Source organism: Mycolicibacterium pyrenivorans, assembly GCF_025821625.1.
In the GTDB taxonomy this organism is placed as follows: domain Bacteria; phylum Actinomycetota; class Actinomycetes; order Mycobacteriales; family Mycobacteriaceae; genus Mycobacterium; species Mycobacterium pyrenivorans.
On record NZ_JACKSH010000050.1, the window covers coordinates 117,617 to 136,927 of the forward strand.

Below are 19,311 nucleotides of genomic sequence, written 5' to 3' on the forward strand. Positions count from 1 at the left end.
CCCTGAGCAGCTGGCCGCCAGGTACGAGGCTGATCCTGCGCAAAGAACGTCCCGTGCGCCGTGAGGCGCTGTTGATTCGAACGGAGGTGAAAGACCGACGTCGCCGATCCTGTCGCAGCAGGACGGTGAAGCTGAGGGCAGCCTGACCCGGGTGGTGACGGGGAGGGTGGCAAGCGGCCCTGACAAAGCCGGGACGTGTCAGCACTGTCAGATGGTGCGGGTCCGGCGAGCGTGACGGAAAGGAGTACGCAAGGAACCGGCGTTTACGTCCCTTCATCTTGCACCGGCTCAAATCTGGCGGATATGGGCCGGGGCGGTGCACACCCACCGAGGGCTGGTGGGGAACTCCTGGGCCGGATAGGTCGGTCGGCCCGGAGACCACGGTGAAGCGCTGCGGGGTAATCGTGGTGAGGCCGCAGGGGCAGAGTCGGGCTCCTACTCCGTCGAGCGAATCGCAGTGAACACGGGAACCATCTCGGTCCCGCCGATTCTCCGGGCACCCGGTCTGGTTGGTTCGGCTGGGCGCACCGACCGCCGATCGGGTCGAGATGGGGCGGAGCCGTTGTAGTACTCCGAGCTGGGGAAAGCCCGGCGCTTGGGGAAGGACGGCAGCGGTATCGAGAAGGGAAGGAGACTGTAATGCCGAAAGACGCGATGGTGAACACCACCGCCCCAGACGAGGTGAACCTGATGGGTCCACGCGCTCGGGTATCGGGGATGCAGGCCAAGCTTCACCATTGGGCGGCGACCGATCCAGGTCGCAGGTTCGATGACCTGTTCAACTTCGTGCACGATCCATCGACGCTGCTCGTAGCGTTCGATCGGGTCGCGGGCAATGCCGGGGCGAAGACTCCCGGCGTCGATGGGTTGACCGTCGTCGCCGTGGAGGCCAGCATCGGGATGCCCGGGTTTCTGGACGACCTGCGAACTCAACTGAAGGATGGCTCTTTTCGCCCACTTCCGGTGCGGGAACGTAAGATCCCCAAACCGGGGGGCAGCGGGAAAGTCCGAAAGTTAGGGATTCCGACGATAGCGGATCGGGTCGTTCAGGCGGCGCTGAAGCTGGTGCTGGAACCGATCTTCGAGGCCGACTTCTTGCCGGTCTCCTACGGGTTCCGGCCGAGGCGACGGGCACACGACGCGGTTGCGGAGATTCAGTATCTGGGCACCAAAGGCTACCGCTGGGTGCTCGATGCCGATATCGAAGCGTGTTTCGACTCGATCGAGCACACGGCCCTGATGGACCGTGTGCGAGCGCGGGTTAAAGACAAGCGGGTGTTGATGCTGGTCAAGGCGTTCCTCAAGGCTGGAGTGATGACCGAAACCGGTCACCTTGAGGACAACCCGACCGGCACGCCGCAAGGGGGCATCCTGTCCCCGCTGCTGGCCAACATCGCCCTGAGCGCGCTCGATGAGCACGTTCATGGGCCGTGGCAGCCGGGTGGGACCATGAGTACCCCAGTGATTCGCGCTCGCCGCAGAAGGGCAGGCCTGCCGAACTGGCGGATCGTCCGCTATGCCGACGATTTCGTCGTGCTCGTATTCGGCAATCGCGACCACACCAACAACCTACGCGAGGAGATCGCTCAGATACTGGCGCCACTGGGTCTTCGCTTCTCCGAAGCCAAGACCCGTGTCGTGCACATGAGCGAAGGGTTCGACTTCCTTGGCTTCCGCATCCAGTGGAAGTGCAAGCGAGGCACGGACAAGTGGTACGTCTATGTGTTCATCGCCGATCGGCCGATCCGATCGCTGAGGGACAAGATTCGTGCCCTGACGAGCAGGCTCTCGCAACAGCCACCCAGGGACGTGCTGATCCGGCTCAACCGAATCATGCGCGGGTGGTCCAACTATTTCCGCTACGCAGTCGCCAAACGAGTGATGCAGTCCCTGGCCATTTTCGTGTGGCACAGGATCGCGCGCTGGTGGCTACGACTGCACCGGTGGAGTTGGACCGATCTTCGACGGCATCTCATCGGCCGCAACGGCCGCTGGCAGATGCCGTCAGCCGACGGGGTCGAACTGTTTAACCTCGGCCGGGTACCAACTGAGCGATATCGGTACCGCGGCACCAAGATCCCCAATCCCTGGGCCATGGCCAACCACGCCTGACGGCAGAGACCGTGGAGAGCCCGGTGCGTGGAGACGCGCACGCCGGGTTCGGCGAGCGGCCCGCAGAAACGGACCGGCGGCAACGCCGGCACCGCGCTGCGGGCCGACTCAACCATCCGGGCGCGCAGTTGCGGTTCACCGACGCCGACGGGATGCGGGTCACCGCGTTCATCACCGACACACCGCCCGGTGTCGTGGCAGGCCAAGTCGCCGGTCTGGAACTGCGCCACCGTCAGCACGCCCGCGTCGAGGACCGTATCCGCGAACTCAAAGCCACCGGCCTGCGTAACCTGCCCTGCCACTCGTTTTGGGCCAACGCCGCATGGTTGGAAATCGTGCTGGCCGCAGCTGACCTGGTCACCTGGGCTCGGCTCATCGGCTTTCGTAACCAGCCTGGGCTGGCCCGCGCCGAGATTGCCACCTTCCGTTACCGAGTCCTGCATGTGGCCGCCCGTATCACCCGCAGCGCCCGCCAACGACGGCTGCGTATCGACGCCACCTGGCGATGGGCCGCACAGATCGCGACCGCCTGGCACCACATCCGCTCCGCCTTCAGATAGACCCCTCACCACCCGACCGAACGATCACGAAAGGCCCACTGGCCCTGGGAAAGCCCGCCCACCCGGCGACACGGGACCACCCCACCACGCCCCACAACAGCAGAACCCAACTCCCAACCCATCCCGCCGCACAGTTCGAGCGCCACCACCTCGGACGAAAAATCGGGGTTAGCGCGGGCAGTCAGCCGGCGCGCACCGAGGAGTCCGGGGCGATCTCGCCCTTGAGCGGCGCCAGAGTGGCTCCGATCGCTTCGATGGTGTCGCCGGGAACGCCGAGCCCACTCAGCGTCGCCACCAGATGATCGACCACCCGGTCGAAATGCGCGGGCTGGATGTCGAAGCGCGCGTGGGCTTCTCGCATCGGATGCCCGAAGGTAGGGCTCGGGTCCGCCGATGGCCGCCGCGATGAACGAGCGCTGATTACCCTTGAGTCGCTTGACGTCGACGTTCTCGAAGTACGGCCACACGCCGTATCCACGGGGAGTCGGCAACGACGGGTCAGGAATCGGGAAGCTCGAACTGGGCCCGCGCCACCTGGTCGATGAACGGCGCCAGTCGGGCGCGCAACTCGTTGTGCTCGGCATCCTCGTCGTAGCCGCGGTAGGCCGCGGTGTCCTCGAAGTCGGCGACGATCACGAAATCCCAGTTGCCGTCGCGCAGACCGGCGTCGGTCCCGACCGTGTAGTGGCGGGTTCCCGGACAGTCCAGATTGCGCAGGCCGTCCTGGATCTGCTCCACCTCGGCGGCGTCGTAACCCGTCTTCAGCTTGGCGAGCACCACGTTTCGGATCATTCGGGCACCCTAACAGCGCGCAGTTCGGACCACTTTCGCAAAAAACTTGACTCAGTCCAGAAAACGACGTAGGAATGTCCATGTGCCTTCGGACTACGCGGACCTGCTCCGCGGCGCGGACTTGCGCGTGACGCGTCCGAGGCTAGCCGTTCTCGAGGCCGTGCAGGCGCAACCACACGCCGACACCGACACGATTTTCGGTGCCGTGCGCACCGCTCAGCCCGACGTGTCCCGCCAGGCCGTCTACGACGTGCTCGCGGCGCTGACCGCGGTCGGCCTGGTGCGCAAGATCCAGCCCTCCGGATCGGTGGCCCGCTACGAATCGCGGGTGGGCGACAACCATCACCACGTCGTCTGCCGGTCCTGCGGTTCCATCGCCGATGTGGATTGCGCGGTCGGCGAAGCGCCCTGCCTGGTTCCCTTCGATCCGGCCGGTGATCTGGAGGGCTTCGTCGTCGACGAGGCCGAGGTCGTCTACTGGGGCGTCTGCCCTGAGTGCTCGCTGAAGGAGATTTCCCGATCACAACCGTGATCACAGCCCAATTCACCACCTACGGAAGGAAATTGCCGTGCCCGATGATCGCCCCATCGAAGACAGCCCGCCGATCGGAGAAGCCCAGACCGACCAGACCGAAGGTGGCTGCCCCGCCGGGTTCGGTCGTGTCGTCGCCCCCGTCGAAGGCGGAGGCAACCGGGACTGGTGGCCCAACCAGCTCAACCTGAAGATCCTGCAGAAGAACCCCGACGTCATCAACCCGCTCGACGACGACTTCGACTACGCCACCGCGGTGCAGACCCTCGACGTCGACGCGGTGCGCGCCGACATCGTCGAGGTCATGCACACCTCGCAGGACTGGTGGCCCGCCGACTTCGGTCACTACGGCCCGTTCTTCATCCGGATGTCGTGGCACGCCGCAGGTACCTACCGCGTCAGCGACGGCCGTGGCGGTGCGGGCGCAGGCATGCAGCGGTTCGCTCCGCTGAACAGCTGGCCGGACAACGCGAGCCTGGACAAGGCGCGCCGCCTGCTGTGGCCCGTCAAGAAGAAGTACGGCAAGAAGCTGTCGTGGGCCGATCTGATCGTGTTCGCCGGCAACGTCGCGCTGGAGGACATGGGGTTCCGTACCGCCGGTTTCGCGTTCGGCCGCGATGACCGCTGGGAGCCGGAGGAGGACGTCTACTGGGGCCCCGAGCTCGAGTGGCTGGACGACAGGCGCTACACCGGCAAGCGCGATCTGGAGAACCCGCTGGCCGCGGTGCAGATGGGCCTGATCTACGTCAATCCCGAAGGCCCCAACGGCAATCCGGATCCACTGGCGTCGGCGATCGACATCCGCGAGACGTTCGGCCGGATGGCGATGAACGACGTGGAGACCGCCGCGCTGATCGTCGGTGGGCACACCTTCGGCAAGACGCACGGCAACGGTGACGCCGAACTGGTGGGCCCGGAGCCCGAGGCGGCCCCGCTGGAGGAGATGGGTCTGGGCTGGCGCAACCCGCAGGGCACCGGTGTCGGCAAGGACGCCATCACCAGCGGGCTCGAGGTCATCTGGACCCACACCCCGACCAAGTGGGACAACAGCTTCCTGGAGATCCTGTACGGCAACGAGTGGGAGCTGTTCAAGAGCCCCGCGGGTGCCAACCAGTGGCGGCCCAAGGACGGCGGCTGGGCCAACTCGGTACCGGAGGCCTTCGGCACCGGAAAGACGCACCCGTCGATGCTGACCTCCGATCTCGCGCTGCGGATGGATCCGATCTACGAGCGGATCACCCGCCGGTGGCTCGACCACCCCGAGGAGCTGGCCGAGGAGTTCGCCAAGGCCTGGTTCAAGCTGCTGCACCGCGACATGGGTCCGGTGGTCCGCTACCTCGGACCCGAGGTACCGAAGGACACCTGGGTGTGGCAGGACCTGGTGCCGGCAGGCTCCGCCCTGTCCGCCGACGATGTCGCCACCCTCAAGAGCGCGATCGCCGATTCGGGTCTGACCGTGTCGCAGCTGGTTTCGACGGCGTGGAAGGCCGCGTCGTCGTTCCGCGTCAGTGACAAGCGCGGCGGAGCCAACGGTGGCCGGATCCGGTTGCAGCCCCAGCTGGGCTGGGAGGTCAACGAGCCCGACGAGCTGGCCCAGGTGATCCGCACGCTCGAGGAGATCCAGCAGTCGTTCAACTCTGAAGCCACTGGTGTGTCGTTCGCCGATCTGGTGGTTCTCGGCGGAGTGGTCGGTGTCGAGAAGGCGGCCAAGGATGCCGGGTTCGCCATCGAGGTCCCCTTCACCCCGGGTCGCGGCGACGCCACCCAGGAGCAGACCGACGCCGAGTCGTTCTCCTACCTGGAGCCCGCTGCCGACGGCTTCCGCAACTACCTGGGCAAGGGCGGCCAGCTGCCTGCCGAGTTCCGGCTCGTCGACCGCGCGAACCTGCTCGGCCTGTCGGCACCGGAGATGACGGTCCTGGTGGGCGGGTTGCGTGTACTGGGCACCAACTTCGGCGGCACGAAGCACGGTGTCCTCACCGACAAGCCGGGAACGTTGACGAACGACTTCTTCGTCAACCTCCTCGACATGGCCACCGAGTGGAAGCCCTCGTCCGCCGACGACGGAACCTACGTCGGCACCGACCGCGCCAGCGGGGCGCAGAAGTGGACCGGCACCCGTGTCGATCTGCTCTTCGGCTCGAACTCGCAGCTGCGGGCGGTCGCCGAGGTGTACGCGGAGGACGACGCCAAGGAGAAGTTCGTGAAGGACTTCGTCGCCGCGTGGGCGAAGGTGCTCGACGCCGATCGCTACGACGCAGGCAAGGGACTCGAGTAACAGCCCGAACGGAGAGGGGCGTCCGGCCGAGCTTCAGGGCCGGGCGCCCCTTTTCTGCTGCGGTCCGGCGGGTTTCAGTACGGGTTGAGCTGAGCGCCGATCAGTGGGGCCAGCTTCTCCGCCATGTATGTGTGCCCGGCATCGGTGGGATGCACCCCGTCGGCGCCGATCAACTCGGGCTTGCCGACGAACCAGCGTGCCGCGATGGGATCGACGAACGTCGCCCCGGCCAGCTCGGATTGGTAACCGAGGACGTCACGGATCCGCCGTATCTCCTGCGGGGGGTCGGCCGTCGGCCACGACGGCCCGACCACGAGGAACTTCGCCGACCGGGCGATCTGGCGGGCCAGCTTCAAGGTGCCGTACATCGCGATCGACAGCCGCGTCGGGTCGACGTTCATGTCGTTGCGCGATCCGAAGAACACGACGAGCACGTCGGTGGGTTTGACCGCCCTGACGGTCAGGTCCTCGAAGACGCTGCCCCGATTGCCGCGCGTGCAGTATCCGGCCCCGCCCTCGGCGGCGACGGTCGGCGTGACGGCGATTCCGTGCTGGGTCAGCGCCTGCCACACCTGCGACGGCCACCCGCTCGTGCCGTTGCCACCCTGGTCGCTTCCGGTGGTGTACGAGTCACCTATCACCGCAACACGGTTGACGGCGAAGTCCGCCAGGCGCACCTCGTGATGCTGGGTTCGCGGAAGCTGTGCGCTGAAGGTGCCGAAGAGCACGGCGACCGAGAGCACCAAGGTCAACAGCCGATTCACCGGACCAGCCTAGGGTCGAACGGGCCCGGATCATGGCCGACTCGCCGCGCACGGAGAACCGTTATCCGGCACGCGCCCCGACGGACTGCAACCTGCTGGGTGCCGGTTCGGCGGGCAGCGCCGCGCGCGGCCGCTTGGTCTCGACCATCCGGCGCATCCACTTGCGTGCCGGCTCCTCGACCACGTGATACAGAAACGCTGCCCCGAGACCGGCCAGCACGATGAGGGCGAGCACCACCAGCTTGGCCGACCAGTCCGGCGTCAACGTGATCTCGAACTGCCGGGCGGTCCAATTCCATGCGGTGTGCACGATCTCGTGGAGCATGTAGAGGCTGAACGAGATGTGCCCGAGGTACACCATCACCCGGGTGGACAGCAGCGCAGGCAGTGTGCCGACGCCGACAGCCAGCGTGATGACCAGCGGAACGAAGAGGATGTCGACGAGGCCACCCGCGTCGTAGATCGACCCGGGCGGATACGCGTCCAGCAGGTACAGCCCGCCGACGATGGCCCCGCCCAGCAGAAGCGACGCGGCCCCCGCGGTCAGCCGGGCCCGGTCGGACAGCTGGAGCTTGCGGACCGCGGCACAGGCCAGGGCGCCGGCGATGAACTGCATGACGATTCGGGGCAGCCAACTCCACGGGGTGTAGAACACGCCGCTGGCCAGCAGGAGCAGCACAGGTGGCAGGGAGGCGGCGATCGCCAGCCAGATCAGCCCGCGTGCTCGGGTGGCGGACGCGATCCGGAACACCACCAGCACGACGGCGCCGAACAGCAGGTACGCCAGCCACTCCGCGCTGATCGACCAGGCCGGACCGTCCCAGCTCGATCCGTCGAAATACGGCTGGAACCACAGCTGAACCAGCAACACCTGCCGGACCCAGCTGGTCGCGTTCAGCGATTCGACCACCGGCGGTTCGGCAGGCACATGGCCGACGTACAGCGTGAAGATGATCCACGCGGCGGCCAGGTGCATGGTGACCAGGTAGACCGGCCACACCCGCGCCAGCCGAAGCCACAGGAACCGCAGCGTGTCCCGCGCCGACCAGGACTCCCCCATCCGGTCGAGGTAGTTCCATGTCAGGACGAACCCGCTGAGGATGAAGAACAGGTCGACGCCCTGCGCGCCTGCGTCGAGAACCGGGGCCAGCGCGGTACTCAGCGACGGCGATGCCTGGGCCAGTAGCGGCCGGAAGTGAAAGAGGACCACCCACAGCGCGGCGACGATCCGCAGGCCGGACAAGGCCCTGATCTCTCCGGTGCGCACACGACTCATTTCGTCGGGATTTCTGCAGGTGGTCGATGCTCGTCGGTCAAGGAAACGGCTCGTGGCCACCCCCCCAGACACCAACGGCGACGGGTCGCAATTTACCAGCGCGGCCGCCGCAACGGCGGTCCGCAACGCCGCGCGGGCACATCGCCACGCGCGACTGCCGGCCCAAGGTATTGTCGAGAAATTGTCAACAGAGGTGATCGGTGCGCGCCAGGGGCCCGTGCCGCCGAGGATTCCGGGGCGCATGCACGTGCCGACTGACGGCGAGGAATTGTCGCTGCTCCTGGTCGAGGACGACCGTGCGGACGCGATCATCGTCGAAGAGCTGATCGCCGACGCCAGCTTCGACACCCGCGTGGTGTGGGCGGAGTCGATGGCCGAGGCAGAACGCCATATCGCCAACGCCCGGCCCGACTGCGTCCTGCTGGATCTGCACCTGCACGACACCGACGGCATCAACGGGCTGAACCGCATCGCCACTCAGGACGCGACCATCCCGATCGTCGTGCTCACCGGCCTCAACGACGAGCACGTGGGCGTCTCGGCCATGGCCTCCGGGGCCCAGGACTATCTGGTCAAGGGCCGGGTGGATCCTGAGATGCTGCGGCGAGCCGTGCGCTATGCGATCGAGCGCAAACGCGCCGAGCTGACCGCCGTCGACCTTCATGCCAGCCAGCTGCGGGCCCGCGAGAACGCGCGGCTGGAACGCGGTCTGCTCCCCTCTCCGCTGTTGCTCGACGATCCGGGCGTCGAGATCGTCACCCAGTACCGGCCCAGCCGGGAGAACGCACTGCTCGGCGGCGATTTCTACGATTTCGTGCAGACACCGGACCGCACCGTGCACGTGATGATCGGCGACGTCGCCGGTCACGGTGCCGACGAAGCCGCGCTGGGGGTGGCGCTGCGGATCGCCTGGCGGGCCCTGACTTTCGCCAACCTGCGCGGATCCGATCGGATGCGGGAGCTGGAGCGGATCCTGCTTGCCGAGCGGGCGGGCACGGGGATCTTCGCCACCGTGCTCAGCCTGGCGATTCCGCCGGAGGGGTCGAGTATCGCCGCGGTTCGGGCCGGACATCCCGGGATGCTGTTGCACGGTGGCGGCACCGTGGAGTGGGTCGAGCCCCCGGGCGGGCCCGCGCTCGGATTGCGTGCCACCGAGTGGAAGGCCCAACAGGTCGAGCTGCCCCCGGGCAAGGGCCTGGTGTTGCTCACCGACGGAATGTTCGAGGGGCATACCGGACGGGGCAACGAACGCCTCGGCGAGGAGGGGTTGCTGGAGTTGGCCCGGTCGCTGGCCGCACTCCCCGGTCGCGAGTTCGTCGACGCGCTCGTCGACGCTGTGGAGGAGCGGGCACAGTCCCACGGCGGCATCAGCGACGACATCGCGGTGGTCCGAGTGGAGCGGACTGCTAGGCGATGAGCGCTTGCGCGAAGAGCAGAAGGTGGCAGTGAGCGCTTGCGCGAAGAGCAGAAGGTGGCGATGAGCGCTTGCGCGAAGAGCAGAAGGTGGCGATGAGTTCGCAGCGCCGCGACCGTGTGGCCCAGCTGACCGTGCAGGGGTGGCAGTACGTCGTGCTGTCGATCATGGGTTTGGTGGTGTTGGTCGGCAGTATCTTCTCCGCGGTCCTGCTCAACCGCACAGATGACATGTCGCGGCAACTCACCCTGCAGATCCAGCCGTCGCGGGTGGCGGCCTACCAGATGCAGGCGGCGCTTCGCGATCAGGAGGCCGCGATTCGCAGCTACCTCGTCACCGCCGACCCGCAGTTCCTCGACGACTACAACCAGGGCAGGACGGACGAGCAGGCGGCCTCGACGAAGATGCGGGTGTTCGAACAGGGCCGACCAGACCTGTTGACGGACCTCGACACCGTCGAGCAGGCTGCCGGGACTTGGCGCACGTCGTACGCCGAGCCGGTGATCGCGGGAGTGCCGCGTGACGACGTGGCCGCGACCACGGAGCTTGGCGGAGCCGAATTCGACCGGCTTCGTGGTCTTTTCGATGACCAGAACGAGCGTCTGGCCCAGGCGCGCGATGACGGCGCGGCTGAGCTGGAGCGGATCAAGTCCTGGCGCGACGCGGTGCTGTTGGCGATGCTCGCGGTGTTCGCGGTGACGATGGTCGTGCTGGCCGTGCTGCTGCGCCGGGCACTGGTGCGTCCCCTCGGATCACTGGCCGCCTCCTGCCGGCGCATCGCGCAGGGCAATTTCTCGGAGAAGATCACCCCGCAGGGCCCCAAGGACATCCGTGGTATCGCGATCGACGTCGAGGACATGCGACAACGCATCGTCGAAGAACTCGAGGCTTCGCGCGCGGCCACCGAGGCGCTCGACGTGCAGGCCGAGGAGCTCCGGCGCTCCAACGCCGAACTGGAGCAGTTCGCCTATGTGGCTTCCCACGACCTGCAGGAACCGTTGCGCAAGGTGGCGTCGTTCTGCCAGCTGCTGGAGAAGCGCTACGGCGACCAACTCGACGAGCGGGGCACCGAGTACATCGGTTTCGCGGTCGACGGGGCGAAGCGCATGCAGGTGCTCATCAACGATCTGCTCACCTTCTCGCGGGTGGGGCGGCTCAACGCCGCCGACGTCGATGTGAACCTCGACAGTGCGCTGGACGCGGCCCTGAGCAACCTCGCGACCTCCGTCGAGGAGTCGGGTGCGGTGATCCAGCGCCCGCCGGACGGACTGCCGACGATCAAGGGCGATCCCACACTGTTTACGATGCTGTGGCAGAACCTCATCGGCAATGCCGTGAAGTTCCGCCGCGAGGGGGTGCAGCCGCGCATCGTCATCGAATGCCTGGACAGCGTCGACGAAGACAATCCTCAGTGGTCTTTCTCGGTGTCGGACAACGGGATCGGCATCGCGCCGGAGTTCATCGACAAGGTCTTCATCATCTTCCAGCGATTGCACGGCCGCGATGTCTACAGCGGAACCGGGATAGGCCTGGCGCTGTGCAAGAAGATCGTCGAGCACCACGGCGGCGCCATCTGGATCGACACGGACTACACCGACGGCACCCGCTTCCGGTTCACCCTGCCCGTTGCGGCACATGACACAGCGACCCCCTTACTGGAAGGATCACCGACATGACACCGGCCGAACGCGCCATCGACGTCCTGCTCATCGAGGACGACCCGGGAGACGAGCTGATCACCCGGGAAGCCTTCGAGCACAACAAGATCAAGAACAACCTGCATGTCGCGCACGACGGCGAGGAGGGGCTGGACTTCCTGTACCGGCGCGGCGCCTACGAGGGCGCTCCGCGTCCCGACCTGGTCCTGCTCGACCTGAACCTGCCGAAGTACGACGGCCGTCAGCTGCTGGAGACGATCAAGTCCGATCCGGAGCTCAGCCACATCCCGGTGGTGGTGCTGACCACCTCGTCGGCCGAAGAGGACATCCTGCGCAGCTACAAGCTGCACGCCAACGCCTACGTGACGAAGCCCGTCGATCTGGATCAGTTCATGAACGCGGTCCGGCAGATCGATGAGTTCTTCGTGCAGGTGGTCCGGCTTCCGCAGTTCTGACGTGGAGCTGCCGCGCCTCGACCCGGCGACCCCCCATCTCGGGGATGTGACGCCGTCGGTGCTGGCCGCGATGGGGGTCGCCGGTTTCTCGCCGCGCATCCCGCTGCCCTACGACGTCGCGGGGGCGTGCGTACTGCTCATCGACGGCCTCGGCGCCGACCTTCTGGACACCTATGCCGCCGATGCTCCGGTTCTGGCGGGGCTTCGGGGGCCCACTCTGCAGGTCGGCTTCCCCTCGACGACGGCCGCCGGATTGGCGGCGGTGGGCACCGGGCTCCGATCGGGCGAGCACGGGATGGTCGGGATGTCGTTCCGGTTGCCGGACGTCGGGGTGATCAATGCGCTGCGCTGGCGCCCCCACCCGTGGGGTGAGGATCTGCGCGACGACGCGCGCCCCGAAGAGGTGCAGCCCGCACCGACGGTGTTCGAACGTGCGGCGTCGACGGGCGTCGCGGTCAGCGTGATCTCGGGCGCCCAGTTCGCGGGGTCGGGTCTCACCCGCGCGGTGCTGCGCGGGGGCCGCTATATCGGTGTGCACGCACTCGGCGATCTGGGCGCCACCGTTCGGAACACCTTGGCGGACGGTGGATTCTGCTACGCGTATCACGCTGACCTCGACTTGGTGGGCCACCTGCACGGTCCGGGTTCGGCGGCGTGGCGAATGCAGCTGAGGCAGGTCGACACGCTGGTCGAGTCGATCGTGGAGGGACTGCCGAGCGGCGGACTGCTCGCGGTGGTCGCTGATCACGGCATGGTGACTCTCGACGACGCCGACGCGGTGGACATCGACGCCACGGAGTCACTGCGTGACGGGGTGGACGCGATCGGCGGGGAGGTGCGGGCGCGGCACGTCTACACGCGGGCGGGGGCGCGCGAGGACGTCCTGGACGCGTGGCGGGCGACCCTCGGTGACCGGGCGTGGGTGGTGACGGGCGACGAGGCGATCGCGGCGGGGTGGTTCGGAGCCCGGGTCGCCGACGAGGTGCGCCCGCGCATCGGTGATGTGGTCGCTGCCGCACGAGGTTCGTCGGGGCTGCTGCGACGCGCAGTCGAACCGATTGAATCTTCGCTGGTTGGTCAGCATGGGTCGCTCACCGACGCCGAACAGACGATTCCGCTGCTGCTCGCCCATCGCTGAGCCCAGCGGACCGGCGGCCCACGCTCGTGGCAGTTCAGGGGCTGTGCTCGAGGGACTCAGCGGGAGGTCCGGCTGGTATGGCGGTCTGGCTGAGGCTCAAAATGTACTGGTGGACAGGTTGTTTCGTCCCATCTGGGTCATCGTTGCCGCGGTTGGTCAATTCACTCCGCGCGCAACGACTTTCGTGAGTCATTCGTCACTGTGCGGCGGTTTGTGAACGCCGTCACAGATTTTGGCCGTATTAGAGACCCTCTGTTAATGTCCCGCTGCATGTTTGCTCTCGCACTCTTGACACTTGTCAACCAGGTGTCGGGCACGCCGTATGTGAGCGGAGGTGACACCCCCGCAGGCACGGATTGCTCCGGCCTGGTGTCGTGGGTGACCAACGCCGCAACGGGCAGGCCCGTCTACGGGGACAGGTTCCACACCGGCAACATCGAAAGCGCACTGCTAGCCCGTGGCTTCCAGTACGGGACACAGCCCGGCGCACTGGTCGTCGGCTGGAACAGCGGCCACACCGCGGCCACCCTGCCCGATGGCACCCCCGTCTCCTCCGGGGAGGGTGGCGGCGTGAAGGTCGGCGGCGGCGGCGCCTACCAGGACCAGTTCACCAATCACATGTTCCTGCCGATGCCCGCGAACGTGCCGCCCGTTCCCGACCCGGCGATGGCGCCGCCGATGCCTGCGCCGGTGCCACCGATGGCCCCGCCGCCCCCGCCGCCTCCCCCGGACCCGCTGCTGCCGCCCCCGCCGCCCCCCGGTGCACCCGTCGTGCTGATGGGTCAGGAGGTTCCCCCGCCGCCGCCTCCCCCCGGCGCACCGCTCTGACACGCGTCCGGCGCGGCAGCGGGCACCCGTTAGCGTCTCTGTCGTGATCGTGCTGCTGCCGCCGTCGGAGACGAAGCGAACCGGTGGTGATGGGCCGGCTCTGTCCATCGAGGCGTTGAGCTCGCCCGCGCTGGCGCCGCTGCGCACCGAGTTGGTCGACGAATTGGTCGCGTTGGCAGCCGACCGCCCGGCGAGCAGGCGCGCGCTGGGAATCTCGGCCGCTCAGGACGCGGAGATCGACCGCAACGCCGCGCTGCGCACCGCGCCGACGATGCCCGCCATCGACCGCTACACCGGCGTGCTCTACGACGCCCTCGACGTCGGCAGCCTGAAGGGTGCGATGGCTGCGCGTGCGAGGTCGCGGCTCGCCGTCGGATCGGCACTGTTCGGCCTGCTGCGCGCCGACGACCCGATCCCCGCGTACCGGCTCTCGGCGACCTCCCGGCTGCCGGGCCGTCCGACGCTCGCCTCGCGTTGGCGGCCGGTGCTCGATCCGGTGCTCGCCGGGGTCTCCGAGTGCGAGTTGGTCGTCGACCTGCGGTCGGGTTCCTATGCGTCGCTGGGAAGGGTTCCCGGCGCCGTCTGCGTCGACGTCGTCGCCGAGCACGCCGACGGACGCCGAACCGTGGTCAGCCACTTCAACAAGGCGCACAAGGGGAGGCTGGCCCGTGCGTTGTCGAGCACCCGGTCAGAGCCCGCCGACGCCGCCGCCGTCGCGGGGGTCGCGCGGCGCGCGGGGCTGCGCGTCGAAGGGCGGGGCGACCACCTCACCGTCGTCGTCGCGGCCTGAGCCGCGATAATCGCGTTGCAGGCCAAGTCGTTCGGAGACAGGATCAGAGTGCGGCGATCACGCCGGAGGTGTAGAACTCCTCCGGGATCTGCGAGTGGGCGGCCGGTCGGGTGATGAACACCCACACTCCGGTGGCGCCCGCGGTGCGCGGGCCCCGCACCGTCAGCGCACCGGCACCCGCGGAATCGGTGAACAGTGCGCCGGCCGCCACGCCAGGGTCCCCGGCGTTGCAGGGCCGTGCCGACGGGCGCGGCGCCTGGATCACGCGGACGTCGTAGCGCGTGTTGGGCGACCCGGTGGCGAACTGGACGTCCGCGACCACCTCCGCGCCCTCGGTGCGCACCTGAGCCGTCGGCCGACCGTATGCGCCGCCGCCGACGTACTTGATGTCGCTGAAGTCGCACCGTCGCAGGGTCTGGCCGAAAGGCAGGAACGTGCTGCCCGCTTCCGCCGATGCCGCGCCGGTACCGCCCGTCAGTGGCAGGACCGAGGCGATGATGATGGCCGCGGCCGCACGAGCAGTACGCGTGGTAGACCGCATCTTCAGCTGTTCCTGTTCGTCGGGGCGAGACCGCCGTTGACAAGCGACGTCCGCCGTTGACAAGCAATGTTGTCGATAATATTAGATGGTCTCATAAAAAGCTGCGCGCCCGGGCATCGATCGTTGACGTGGCGGGGCCGGCGCGGGACACTTTCGGCCGATGTCCGCACTCTGGGTTTATGTCCGTATCCAGGCGATGATGTTCGTGTTCGGGCTCGTCGGGCCGATCTTCCTGGTCGTCTACTTCGCCGCCCAGCCCGACACGACGTTGCGCTGGATGTACTGGTGGGGCCTGTTCATCACCGCCGGTGATGTCCTGCTCGCGCTCCTGCTCGCCGAGGGGACGGTGCGCACGGATCGCGGGAAAGCCGACAAGGCGACCGCCGAGCGGCAGCAGGCCCGGGATGGCTGACGCCATGGCATACCCCGGATACCCGCCGCCCGCCAAACCGCCCCGATCCGGTGCGGACCTGGCGATCTCGATCGCCGCGCTGACGTTGACTGTGCTCCTCGGCGCGGCCGCGGCGTTCTTCGGGCTGTTCTCGCTGGCGTTCCTGGACCACTGCCCACCGGAGACGTGCAGCGTGGACGGCGCCGTCAACGCGGTCTTCACCTCACTGCTGATCGCGGGCGGCATCGGGGTCGTCGGCGTCGGGCTGACCGTCGTGGCGCTCGTGCGGCGCAAGCGAGGTTGGCCGTTCGCGATCGCCACCCTCGCGCTCTGTGCGCTGGCCGTGTTCCTCGGTGGCGTCGGGTACACCGCCGCCGTCGGCTGAGGTCGCGGCGGAGTCGCTGCGGCCCAACAGTTCTGGTCGCCGAGTTGCCGGCCCCCGTCGAGCGCAGCATGATCCGCGTCATGGATACCCGCACGGCATTCGAACTCGCCGACACCGACGCAATGGGCCAGGCTGCGCTGGCCGCATCGGGTGAGGTGTCCGCGGACGAACTCCTGGAGGCCGCGATCATCCGGCTAGAGGCGGGCCGGGCGCTCAATGCCGTGATCACCGACCTGTTCGACCGCGGGCGCACGCAGGCCGCCGCACTTGATGCCTCGGGTGAGCTGCGCGCCGGCGAGGCCGGCCCGTTGGCGGGAGTTCCCTTCCTGCTCAAGGATCTTGGCGCATCACTGGCGGGCGCCCCTGAGGCGATGGGTTCCCGCGCGCTGCGCACCCATGTCGCCCGTGAGTCGGCCTGGATCGTCGAGCGCTACCTCGACGCCGGACTGGTCGTCTTCGGCAAGACCAACACTCCCGAGTGGGGTAATCACTGCACCACCGAACCGGCGCTGTTCGGCGCCACCGCCAACCCGTGGTCGCCTGCGGTGACCCCCGGTGGCTCCAGCGGCGGATCGGCCGCGGCCGTCGCGGCGGGCATCGTGCCCGCGGCCTCGGGCGGTGACGGAACCGGGTCGATCCGGGTGCCCGCGGCGTGTTGCGGGCTCGTCGGGCTCAAACCCCGCCGCGCCCGCACCTCGTTCGCCCCCGGTGCCGGGCACGGGCTCGAGGGGCTGGTGAACGAGCACGCGCTGACCCGCACGGTCCGCGACAGCGCTGCGCTGCTGGACGCGGTCACCGGCGCCGGAGTCGGGGATCCCTACTCGGCGCCGCGCCCATGCCGAACACGCCTTTCTTACAGGCGATTTCGTCCCCGACGCCGCCGCAGCGCATCCTGATGGCCACCGCATCGCCGTTCCCGGGTCCGGCCACCGAGCCCGCGGCCGTCGCCGCCGTCGAAAAGGCCGGGGCGCTGCTGGCCGACCTGGGGCACATCGTGGAGGCCGGTGCCCCCACCGTCGACGCCGACGCGGTCGCCGATGCGATTGCGGTGCTGCACACGGTCAGCAACGTGCAACTGTACGACCTGGCTCGCAGTCACCTCGGACGGGAACCGCGCGAGGACGAGTTCGAGCCCAGCACCTGGGTGATGGTGCGCGAGGGGTTCGCGACGACCGGTACCGAGTACGCCGGCGCGATCGCGGCCATCCACGCCCAGTCGCGGCGCTTCGCCGCGCAGATGACCGGCCACGACGTGCTTCTGGTGCCCACGCTGCTCACCGCTGTGCCTCCGTACCGTCTGCTCGACCAGCCCCGCGGGTCGACTCGGGCGTTCTTCGACGTGGAGTTCGCCACCACCGGGTGGACGTCGCTGGCCAACGTGACCGGCTGGGCCGCGGTGTCGCTGCCGCTGGCCTTCACCGACGGCGACGATGGGGTCCTGCCCATCGGGGTGCAGCTGATGGCCCCCGACGAGGCGATCCTGCTGAAGCTGGCCGCGCAGCTGGAAGTGGCGGTACCGTGGGCCGGCCGCCGACCACCGGGCTGGGTCCGCGGACTCTGACCGAGGAGGCGCGATGCTCAGAGACATTCGGGAACTGGCGGATTCGCCGGCCGAGTACGCAGAAGAGCTGCGCCGACGCTGGGGTGGGCTGCTCAGCTATCGCTACATCGGCCGCAGCTACGCCCAGATGGATCTCGGACCGGAAGACAACACGGTGACGATCCGCCGCGACATGCGCGACGGTGCGGGCGGGCTGCTGCTCGCGGTGCTCGGTATCTCGGCACCGGAAAGCGGGCACATGTCCGATCTGGAGGCGGTACCGAACCCGGTGATCCATTCCTGCCAGATCCTCGACCCCGGGGTCGGGGTCGAGCGTATCGAGATCATCTCCGAGGAGCTCAGGCGTGGCAGGCAGCTGGGATACAGCCGGGCGAAGATCGTCGACGCCGACCACCCCGCGCGGGTGCTGGCGCTGATCGAAGGCCAGGGCGTCAGCATCGGCGTGCCGCCCGAAGGCCTCGAGCGGATGGAGGCCAATCCGCTCGAGATCGCCGACTCCCCCGACCCGCCCCCGCTGTGGCAGGTGTTCGGCGCGCACCTGCGCCAGGACGGGTACTGGGCCCTGCCCGAGCTGTCCGTCGATGTCGCCTCGCCCGACGCCGCCCTGCACATCGGCCCCCAGTTCGTCACTCTCGAGACCGCTGCGCGCCACGGTGCGGCCGAGACCGCGGGCACCGACCGGCTCCACGGGGTGTCCGCCCACGTCATGTTCGTCGCCCGCGGCAAGGCCGGCCCGTTCCGCGTCGAACCCGAAGCGATTGCCGGCGCGGGCGGAAACGTCGCGGTGCGCGTCAAGATGTACGACGAAGGTGCGGGCGACCGGCTGACCACGGCCGGGTCGTACCTCTTCGTGCCCACGGATTGATTCGCAGAGCGGATCGGCGCGCGCCGAGCACATGGGACACTTTGCCCATGTCTGTAGAGATCGCCCGACCCAAGCTTGAAGGCAACGTCGCCGTCGGCACCGACCGCCGCCTCGGGTTCGCCGAGTTCGGCGATCCTCAGGGCCGCGCGATCTTCTGGCTGCACGGCACCCCCGGCGCCCGCCGCCAGATCCCCGTCGAGGCGCGGCTCTACGCGGAGAAGAACCAGATCCGCCTGATCGGGGTCGACCGCCCCGGTATCGGGTCGTCGACACCGTACGAGTACGCGACCGTCATCGAGTTCGCCGACGATCTGCGGACGATCGCCGACACCCTCGGCATCGACAAGATGGCGATCATCGGGCTCTCCGGCGGAGGCCCCTACACCCTGGGCTGCGCCGCGGCGATGCCCGACCGCGTGATCGCTGTCGGGGTGCTCGGCGGTGTCGCGCCGACGCGGGGAAGTGACGGCATCGGCGGCGGCTTGATGGGCAATCTCGGTCTGTCGGTGGCCCCGATGCTGGAGAGGGCCGGGGCTCCGCTCAGCCTGTTCGCCGCGGGACTGATCCGTTTGATCAAGCCGGTCGCCGAGCCTGCGCTGTACCTGTACGCGAGCGTCTCCCCCGAAGGCGATCGCCGCCTGCTGGTCCGGCCCGAGTTCAAGGCGATGTTCCTCGACGACCTGCTCAACGGCAGCCGCAAGCAACTGGCGGCGCCGTTCGCCGACGTCGTCGTGTTCGCCAGGGACTGGGGCTTCCGGCTGGACGAAGTCAAGGTTCCCGTCCGCTGGTGGCACGGCGACAAGGACCACATCGTGCCGTACTCGCACGGCGAACACGTGGTCGCGATGCTGCCCGACGCCGAGCTCTACCCGCTGCCCGGCGAGAGCCACCTGGGCGGTCTGGGACAGGCGGAGGCCATCATGACCACCATGAACGAGATGTGGGACGTCCACCGCAAGCGGTGACGGACG

The 19,311-nt window shown here is 68.1% G+C and carries 21 protein-coding genes; 16 read left to right on the plus strand and 5 right to left on the minus strand.

Going from position 1 to position 19,311, the window contains the following annotated elements:
• Positions 1 to 690 precede the first annotated feature (690 nt).
• The gene (gene ltrA, locus H7I57_RS07455) at positions 691 to 2,112 is read left to right on the plus strand and encodes a group II intron reverse transcriptase/maturase (protein ID WP_504928634.1); all 1,422 of its coding nucleotides are present in this window, start codon (positions 691 to 693) and stop codon (positions 2,110 to 2,112) included.
• A gap of 23 nt (positions 2,113 to 2,135) precedes the next feature.
• On the plus strand, positions 2,136 to 2,672 hold the full coding sequence (locus H7I57_RS07460) for a transposase (protein ID WP_464489543.1): 537 nt from the start codon (positions 2,136 to 2,138) through the stop codon (positions 2,670 to 2,672).
• A 181-nt stretch (positions 2,673 to 2,853) separates the two neighbouring features.
• Here the strand turns inward: H7I57_RS07460 and H7I57_RS07465 are convergent, their stop codons facing one another.
• Together H7I57_RS07465 and H7I57_RS07470 are read right to left on the minus strand one after the other, a co-directional pair.
• The gene (locus H7I57_RS07465) at positions 2,854 to 3,033 is read right to left on the minus strand and encodes a globin family protein (RefSeq protein ID WP_264022739.1); all 180 of its coding nucleotides are present in this window, start codon (positions 3,031 to 3,033) and stop codon (positions 2,854 to 2,856) included.
• A 137-nt stretch (positions 3,034 to 3,170) separates the two neighbouring features.
• The gene (locus H7I57_RS07470; RefSeq protein WP_264022740.1) at positions 3,171 to 3,464 is read right to left on the minus strand and encodes a Dabb family protein; all 294 of its coding nucleotides are present in this window, start codon (positions 3,462 to 3,464) and stop codon (positions 3,171 to 3,173) included.
• A gap of 82 nt (positions 3,465 to 3,546) precedes the next feature.
• On the opposite strand from H7I57_RS07470, the gene H7I57_RS07475 reads away from it, so the two are divergent.
• The gene (locus H7I57_RS07475; protein WP_264022741.1) at positions 3,547 to 3,996 is read left to right on the plus strand and encodes a Fur family transcriptional regulator; all 450 of its coding nucleotides are present in this window, start codon (positions 3,547 to 3,549) and stop codon (positions 3,994 to 3,996) included.
• Positions 3,997 to 4,033: 37 nt separating this feature from the next.
• Entirely contained in the window at positions 4,034 to 6,274 is a 2,241-nt protein-coding gene (katG, locus tag H7I57_RS07480) for a catalase/peroxidase HPI (protein ID WP_264022742.1), read from the plus strand.
• 74 nt (positions 6,275 to 6,348) lie between these two features.
• On the opposite strand, the gene H7I57_RS07485 is transcribed toward katG, so the two are convergent.
• Together H7I57_RS07485 and H7I57_RS07490 are read right to left on the minus strand one after the other, a co-directional pair.
• Positions 6,349 to 7,038: an Rv0518 family GDSL lipase gene (locus tag H7I57_RS07485; protein ID WP_264022743.1), complete on the minus strand. Its 690-nt coding sequence runs from the start codon at positions 7,036 to 7,038 to the stop codon at positions 6,349 to 6,351.
• A 61-nt stretch (positions 7,039 to 7,099) separates the two neighbouring features.
• Positions 7,100 to 8,314 (minus strand): acyltransferase family protein, encoded by a 1,215-nt coding sequence (locus H7I57_RS07490; protein ID WP_264022745.1) that lies wholly within the window; start codon positions 8,312 to 8,314, stop codon positions 7,100 to 7,102.
• Between the two features lie 241 nt (positions 8,315 to 8,555).
• Between H7I57_RS07490 and H7I57_RS07495 the strand changes: the two genes are divergently transcribed.
• From H7I57_RS07495 to yaaA, 6 genes are all read left to right on the plus strand, one after another.
• A complete protein-coding gene (locus H7I57_RS07495; protein WP_264022746.1) occupies positions 8,556 to 9,731 on the plus strand; it encodes a PP2C family protein-serine/threonine phosphatase in 1,176 nt (391 codons plus the stop codon).
• A 92-nt stretch (positions 9,732 to 9,823) separates the two neighbouring features.
• On the plus strand, positions 9,824 to 11,404 hold the full coding sequence (locus tag H7I57_RS07500) for a sensor histidine kinase (protein WP_264022797.1): 1,581 nt from the start codon (positions 9,824 to 9,826) through the stop codon (positions 11,402 to 11,404).
• On the plus strand, positions 11,401 to 11,841 hold the full coding sequence (locus tag H7I57_RS07505) for a response regulator (protein WP_178360274.1): 441 nt from the start codon (positions 11,401 to 11,403) through the stop codon (positions 11,839 to 11,841). Before H7I57_RS07500 ends, H7I57_RS07505 begins: the two co-directional genes overlap by 4 nt.
• A 1-nt stretch (position 11,842) precedes the next feature.
• The gene (locus H7I57_RS07510; RefSeq protein WP_264022747.1) at positions 11,843 to 12,979 is read left to right on the plus strand and encodes an alkaline phosphatase family protein; all 1,137 of its coding nucleotides are present in this window, start codon (positions 11,843 to 11,845) and stop codon (positions 12,977 to 12,979) included.
• Positions 12,980 to 13,249: 270 nt separating this feature from the next.
• Entirely contained in the window at positions 13,250 to 13,807 is a 558-nt protein-coding gene (locus H7I57_RS07515) for an NlpC/P60 family protein (protein WP_372510141.1), read from the plus strand.
• A gap of 43 nt (positions 13,808 to 13,850) precedes the next feature.
• Positions 13,851 to 14,597 carry a peroxide stress protein YaaA gene (gene yaaA / locus H7I57_RS07520; protein ID WP_264022749.1) on the plus strand — a complete coding sequence of 249 codons (747 nt, stop codon included), beginning with the start codon at positions 13,851 to 13,853 and terminating at the stop codon, positions 14,595 to 14,597.
• 43 nt (positions 14,598 to 14,640) lie between these two features.
• On the opposite strand, the gene H7I57_RS07525 is transcribed toward yaaA, so the two are convergent.
• Complete coding sequence (locus H7I57_RS07525) at positions 14,641 to 15,138, minus strand: hypothetical protein (RefSeq protein ID WP_264022750.1); 498 nt, start codon at positions 15,136 to 15,138, stop codon at positions 14,641 to 14,643.
• 160 nt (positions 15,139 to 15,298) lie between these two features.
• Here H7I57_RS07525 and H7I57_RS07530 point away from each other — a divergent pair, with 160 nt between their 5' ends.
• The 6 genes from H7I57_RS07530 (at position 15,299) to H7I57_RS07555 (ending at position 19,305) form a co-directional block, all read left to right on the plus strand.
• Positions 15,299 to 15,550, plus strand: coding sequence for a hypothetical protein (locus H7I57_RS07530; protein WP_264022751.1), 252 nt, complete (start codon positions 15,299 to 15,301; stop codon positions 15,548 to 15,550).
• A complete protein-coding gene (locus tag H7I57_RS07535; RefSeq protein WP_372510142.1) occupies positions 15,543 to 15,914 on the plus strand; it encodes a hypothetical protein in 372 nt (123 codons plus the stop codon). The genes H7I57_RS07530 and H7I57_RS07535 overlap by 8 nt, the downstream gene beginning before the upstream one ends.
• A gap of 80 nt (positions 15,915 to 15,994) precedes the next feature.
• The gene (locus H7I57_RS07540; RefSeq protein ID WP_264022752.1) at positions 15,995 to 16,810 is read left to right on the plus strand and encodes an amidase; all 816 of its coding nucleotides are present in this window, start codon (positions 15,995 to 15,997) and stop codon (positions 16,808 to 16,810) included.
• The gene (locus H7I57_RS07545) at positions 16,810 to 17,475 is read left to right on the plus strand and encodes an amidase family protein (RefSeq protein WP_264022753.1); all 666 of its coding nucleotides are present in this window, start codon (positions 16,810 to 16,812) and stop codon (positions 17,473 to 17,475) included. The genes H7I57_RS07540 and H7I57_RS07545 overlap by 1 nt, the downstream gene beginning before the upstream one ends.
• Positions 17,476 to 17,488: 13 nt before the next feature.
• Positions 17,489 to 18,340: a hypothetical protein gene (locus tag H7I57_RS07550; RefSeq protein ID WP_264022754.1), complete on the plus strand. Its 852-nt coding sequence runs from the start codon at positions 17,489 to 17,491 to the stop codon at positions 18,338 to 18,340.
• A 47-nt stretch (positions 18,341 to 18,387) separates the two neighbouring features.
• Positions 18,388 to 19,305: an alpha/beta fold hydrolase gene (locus H7I57_RS07555; protein ID WP_264022755.1), complete on the plus strand. Its 918-nt coding sequence runs from the start codon at positions 18,388 to 18,390 to the stop codon at positions 19,303 to 19,305.
• The last annotated feature ends 6 nt before the right edge of the window (positions 19,306 to 19,311 follow it).

Coding starts and splice junctions, on each gene's coding strand:
- ltrA (WP_504928634.1), top strand. CDS start 691: ATGGGTCCACGCGCTCGGGTATCGGGGATGCAGGCCAAGCTTCACCAT.
- H7I57_RS07465 (WP_264022739.1), bottom strand. CDS start 3,033: ATGCGAGAAGCCCACGCGCGCTTCGACATCCAGCCCGCGCATTTCGAC.
- H7I57_RS07470 (WP_264022740.1), bottom strand. CDS start 3,464: ATGATCCGAAACGTGGTGCTCGCCAAGCTGAAGACGGGTTACGACGCC.
- H7I57_RS07490 (WP_264022745.1), bottom strand. CDS start 8,314: ATGAGTCGTGTGCGCACCGGAGAGATCAGGGCCTTGTCCGGCCTGCGG.
- H7I57_RS07495 (WP_264022746.1), top strand. CDS start 8,556: ATGCACGTGCCGACTGACGGCGAGGAATTGTCGCTGCTCCTGGTCGAG.
- H7I57_RS07500 (WP_264022797.1), top strand. CDS start 9,824: ATGAGTTCGCAGCGCCGCGACCGTGTGGCCCAGCTGACCGTGCAGGGG.
- H7I57_RS07505 (WP_178360274.1), top strand. CDS start 11,401: ATGACACCGGCCGAACGCGCCATCGACGTCCTGCTCATCGAGGACGAC.
- H7I57_RS07515 (WP_372510141.1), top strand. CDS start 13,250: ATGTTTGCTCTCGCACTCTTGACACTTGTCAACCAGGTGTCGGGCACG.
- H7I57_RS07525 (WP_264022750.1), bottom strand. CDS start 15,138: ATGCGGTCTACCACGCGTACTGCTCGTGCGGCCGCGGCCATCATCATC.
- H7I57_RS07530 (WP_264022751.1), top strand. CDS start 15,299: ATGTCCGCACTCTGGGTTTATGTCCGTATCCAGGCGATGATGTTCGTG.
- H7I57_RS07535 (WP_372510142.1), top strand. CDS start 15,543: ATGGCTGACGCCATGGCATACCCCGGATACCCGCCGCCCGCCAAACCG.
- H7I57_RS07540 (WP_264022752.1), top strand. CDS start 15,995: ATGGATACCCGCACGGCATTCGAACTCGCCGACACCGACGCAATGGGC.
- H7I57_RS07545 (WP_264022753.1), top strand. CDS start 16,810: ATGGCCACCGCATCGCCGTTCCCGGGTCCGGCCACCGAGCCCGCGGCC.
- H7I57_RS07550 (WP_264022754.1), top strand. CDS start 17,489: ATGCTCAGAGACATTCGGGAACTGGCGGATTCGCCGGCCGAGTACGCA.
- H7I57_RS07555 (WP_264022755.1), top strand. CDS start 18,388: ATGTCTGTAGAGATCGCCCGACCCAAGCTTGAAGGCAACGTCGCCGTC.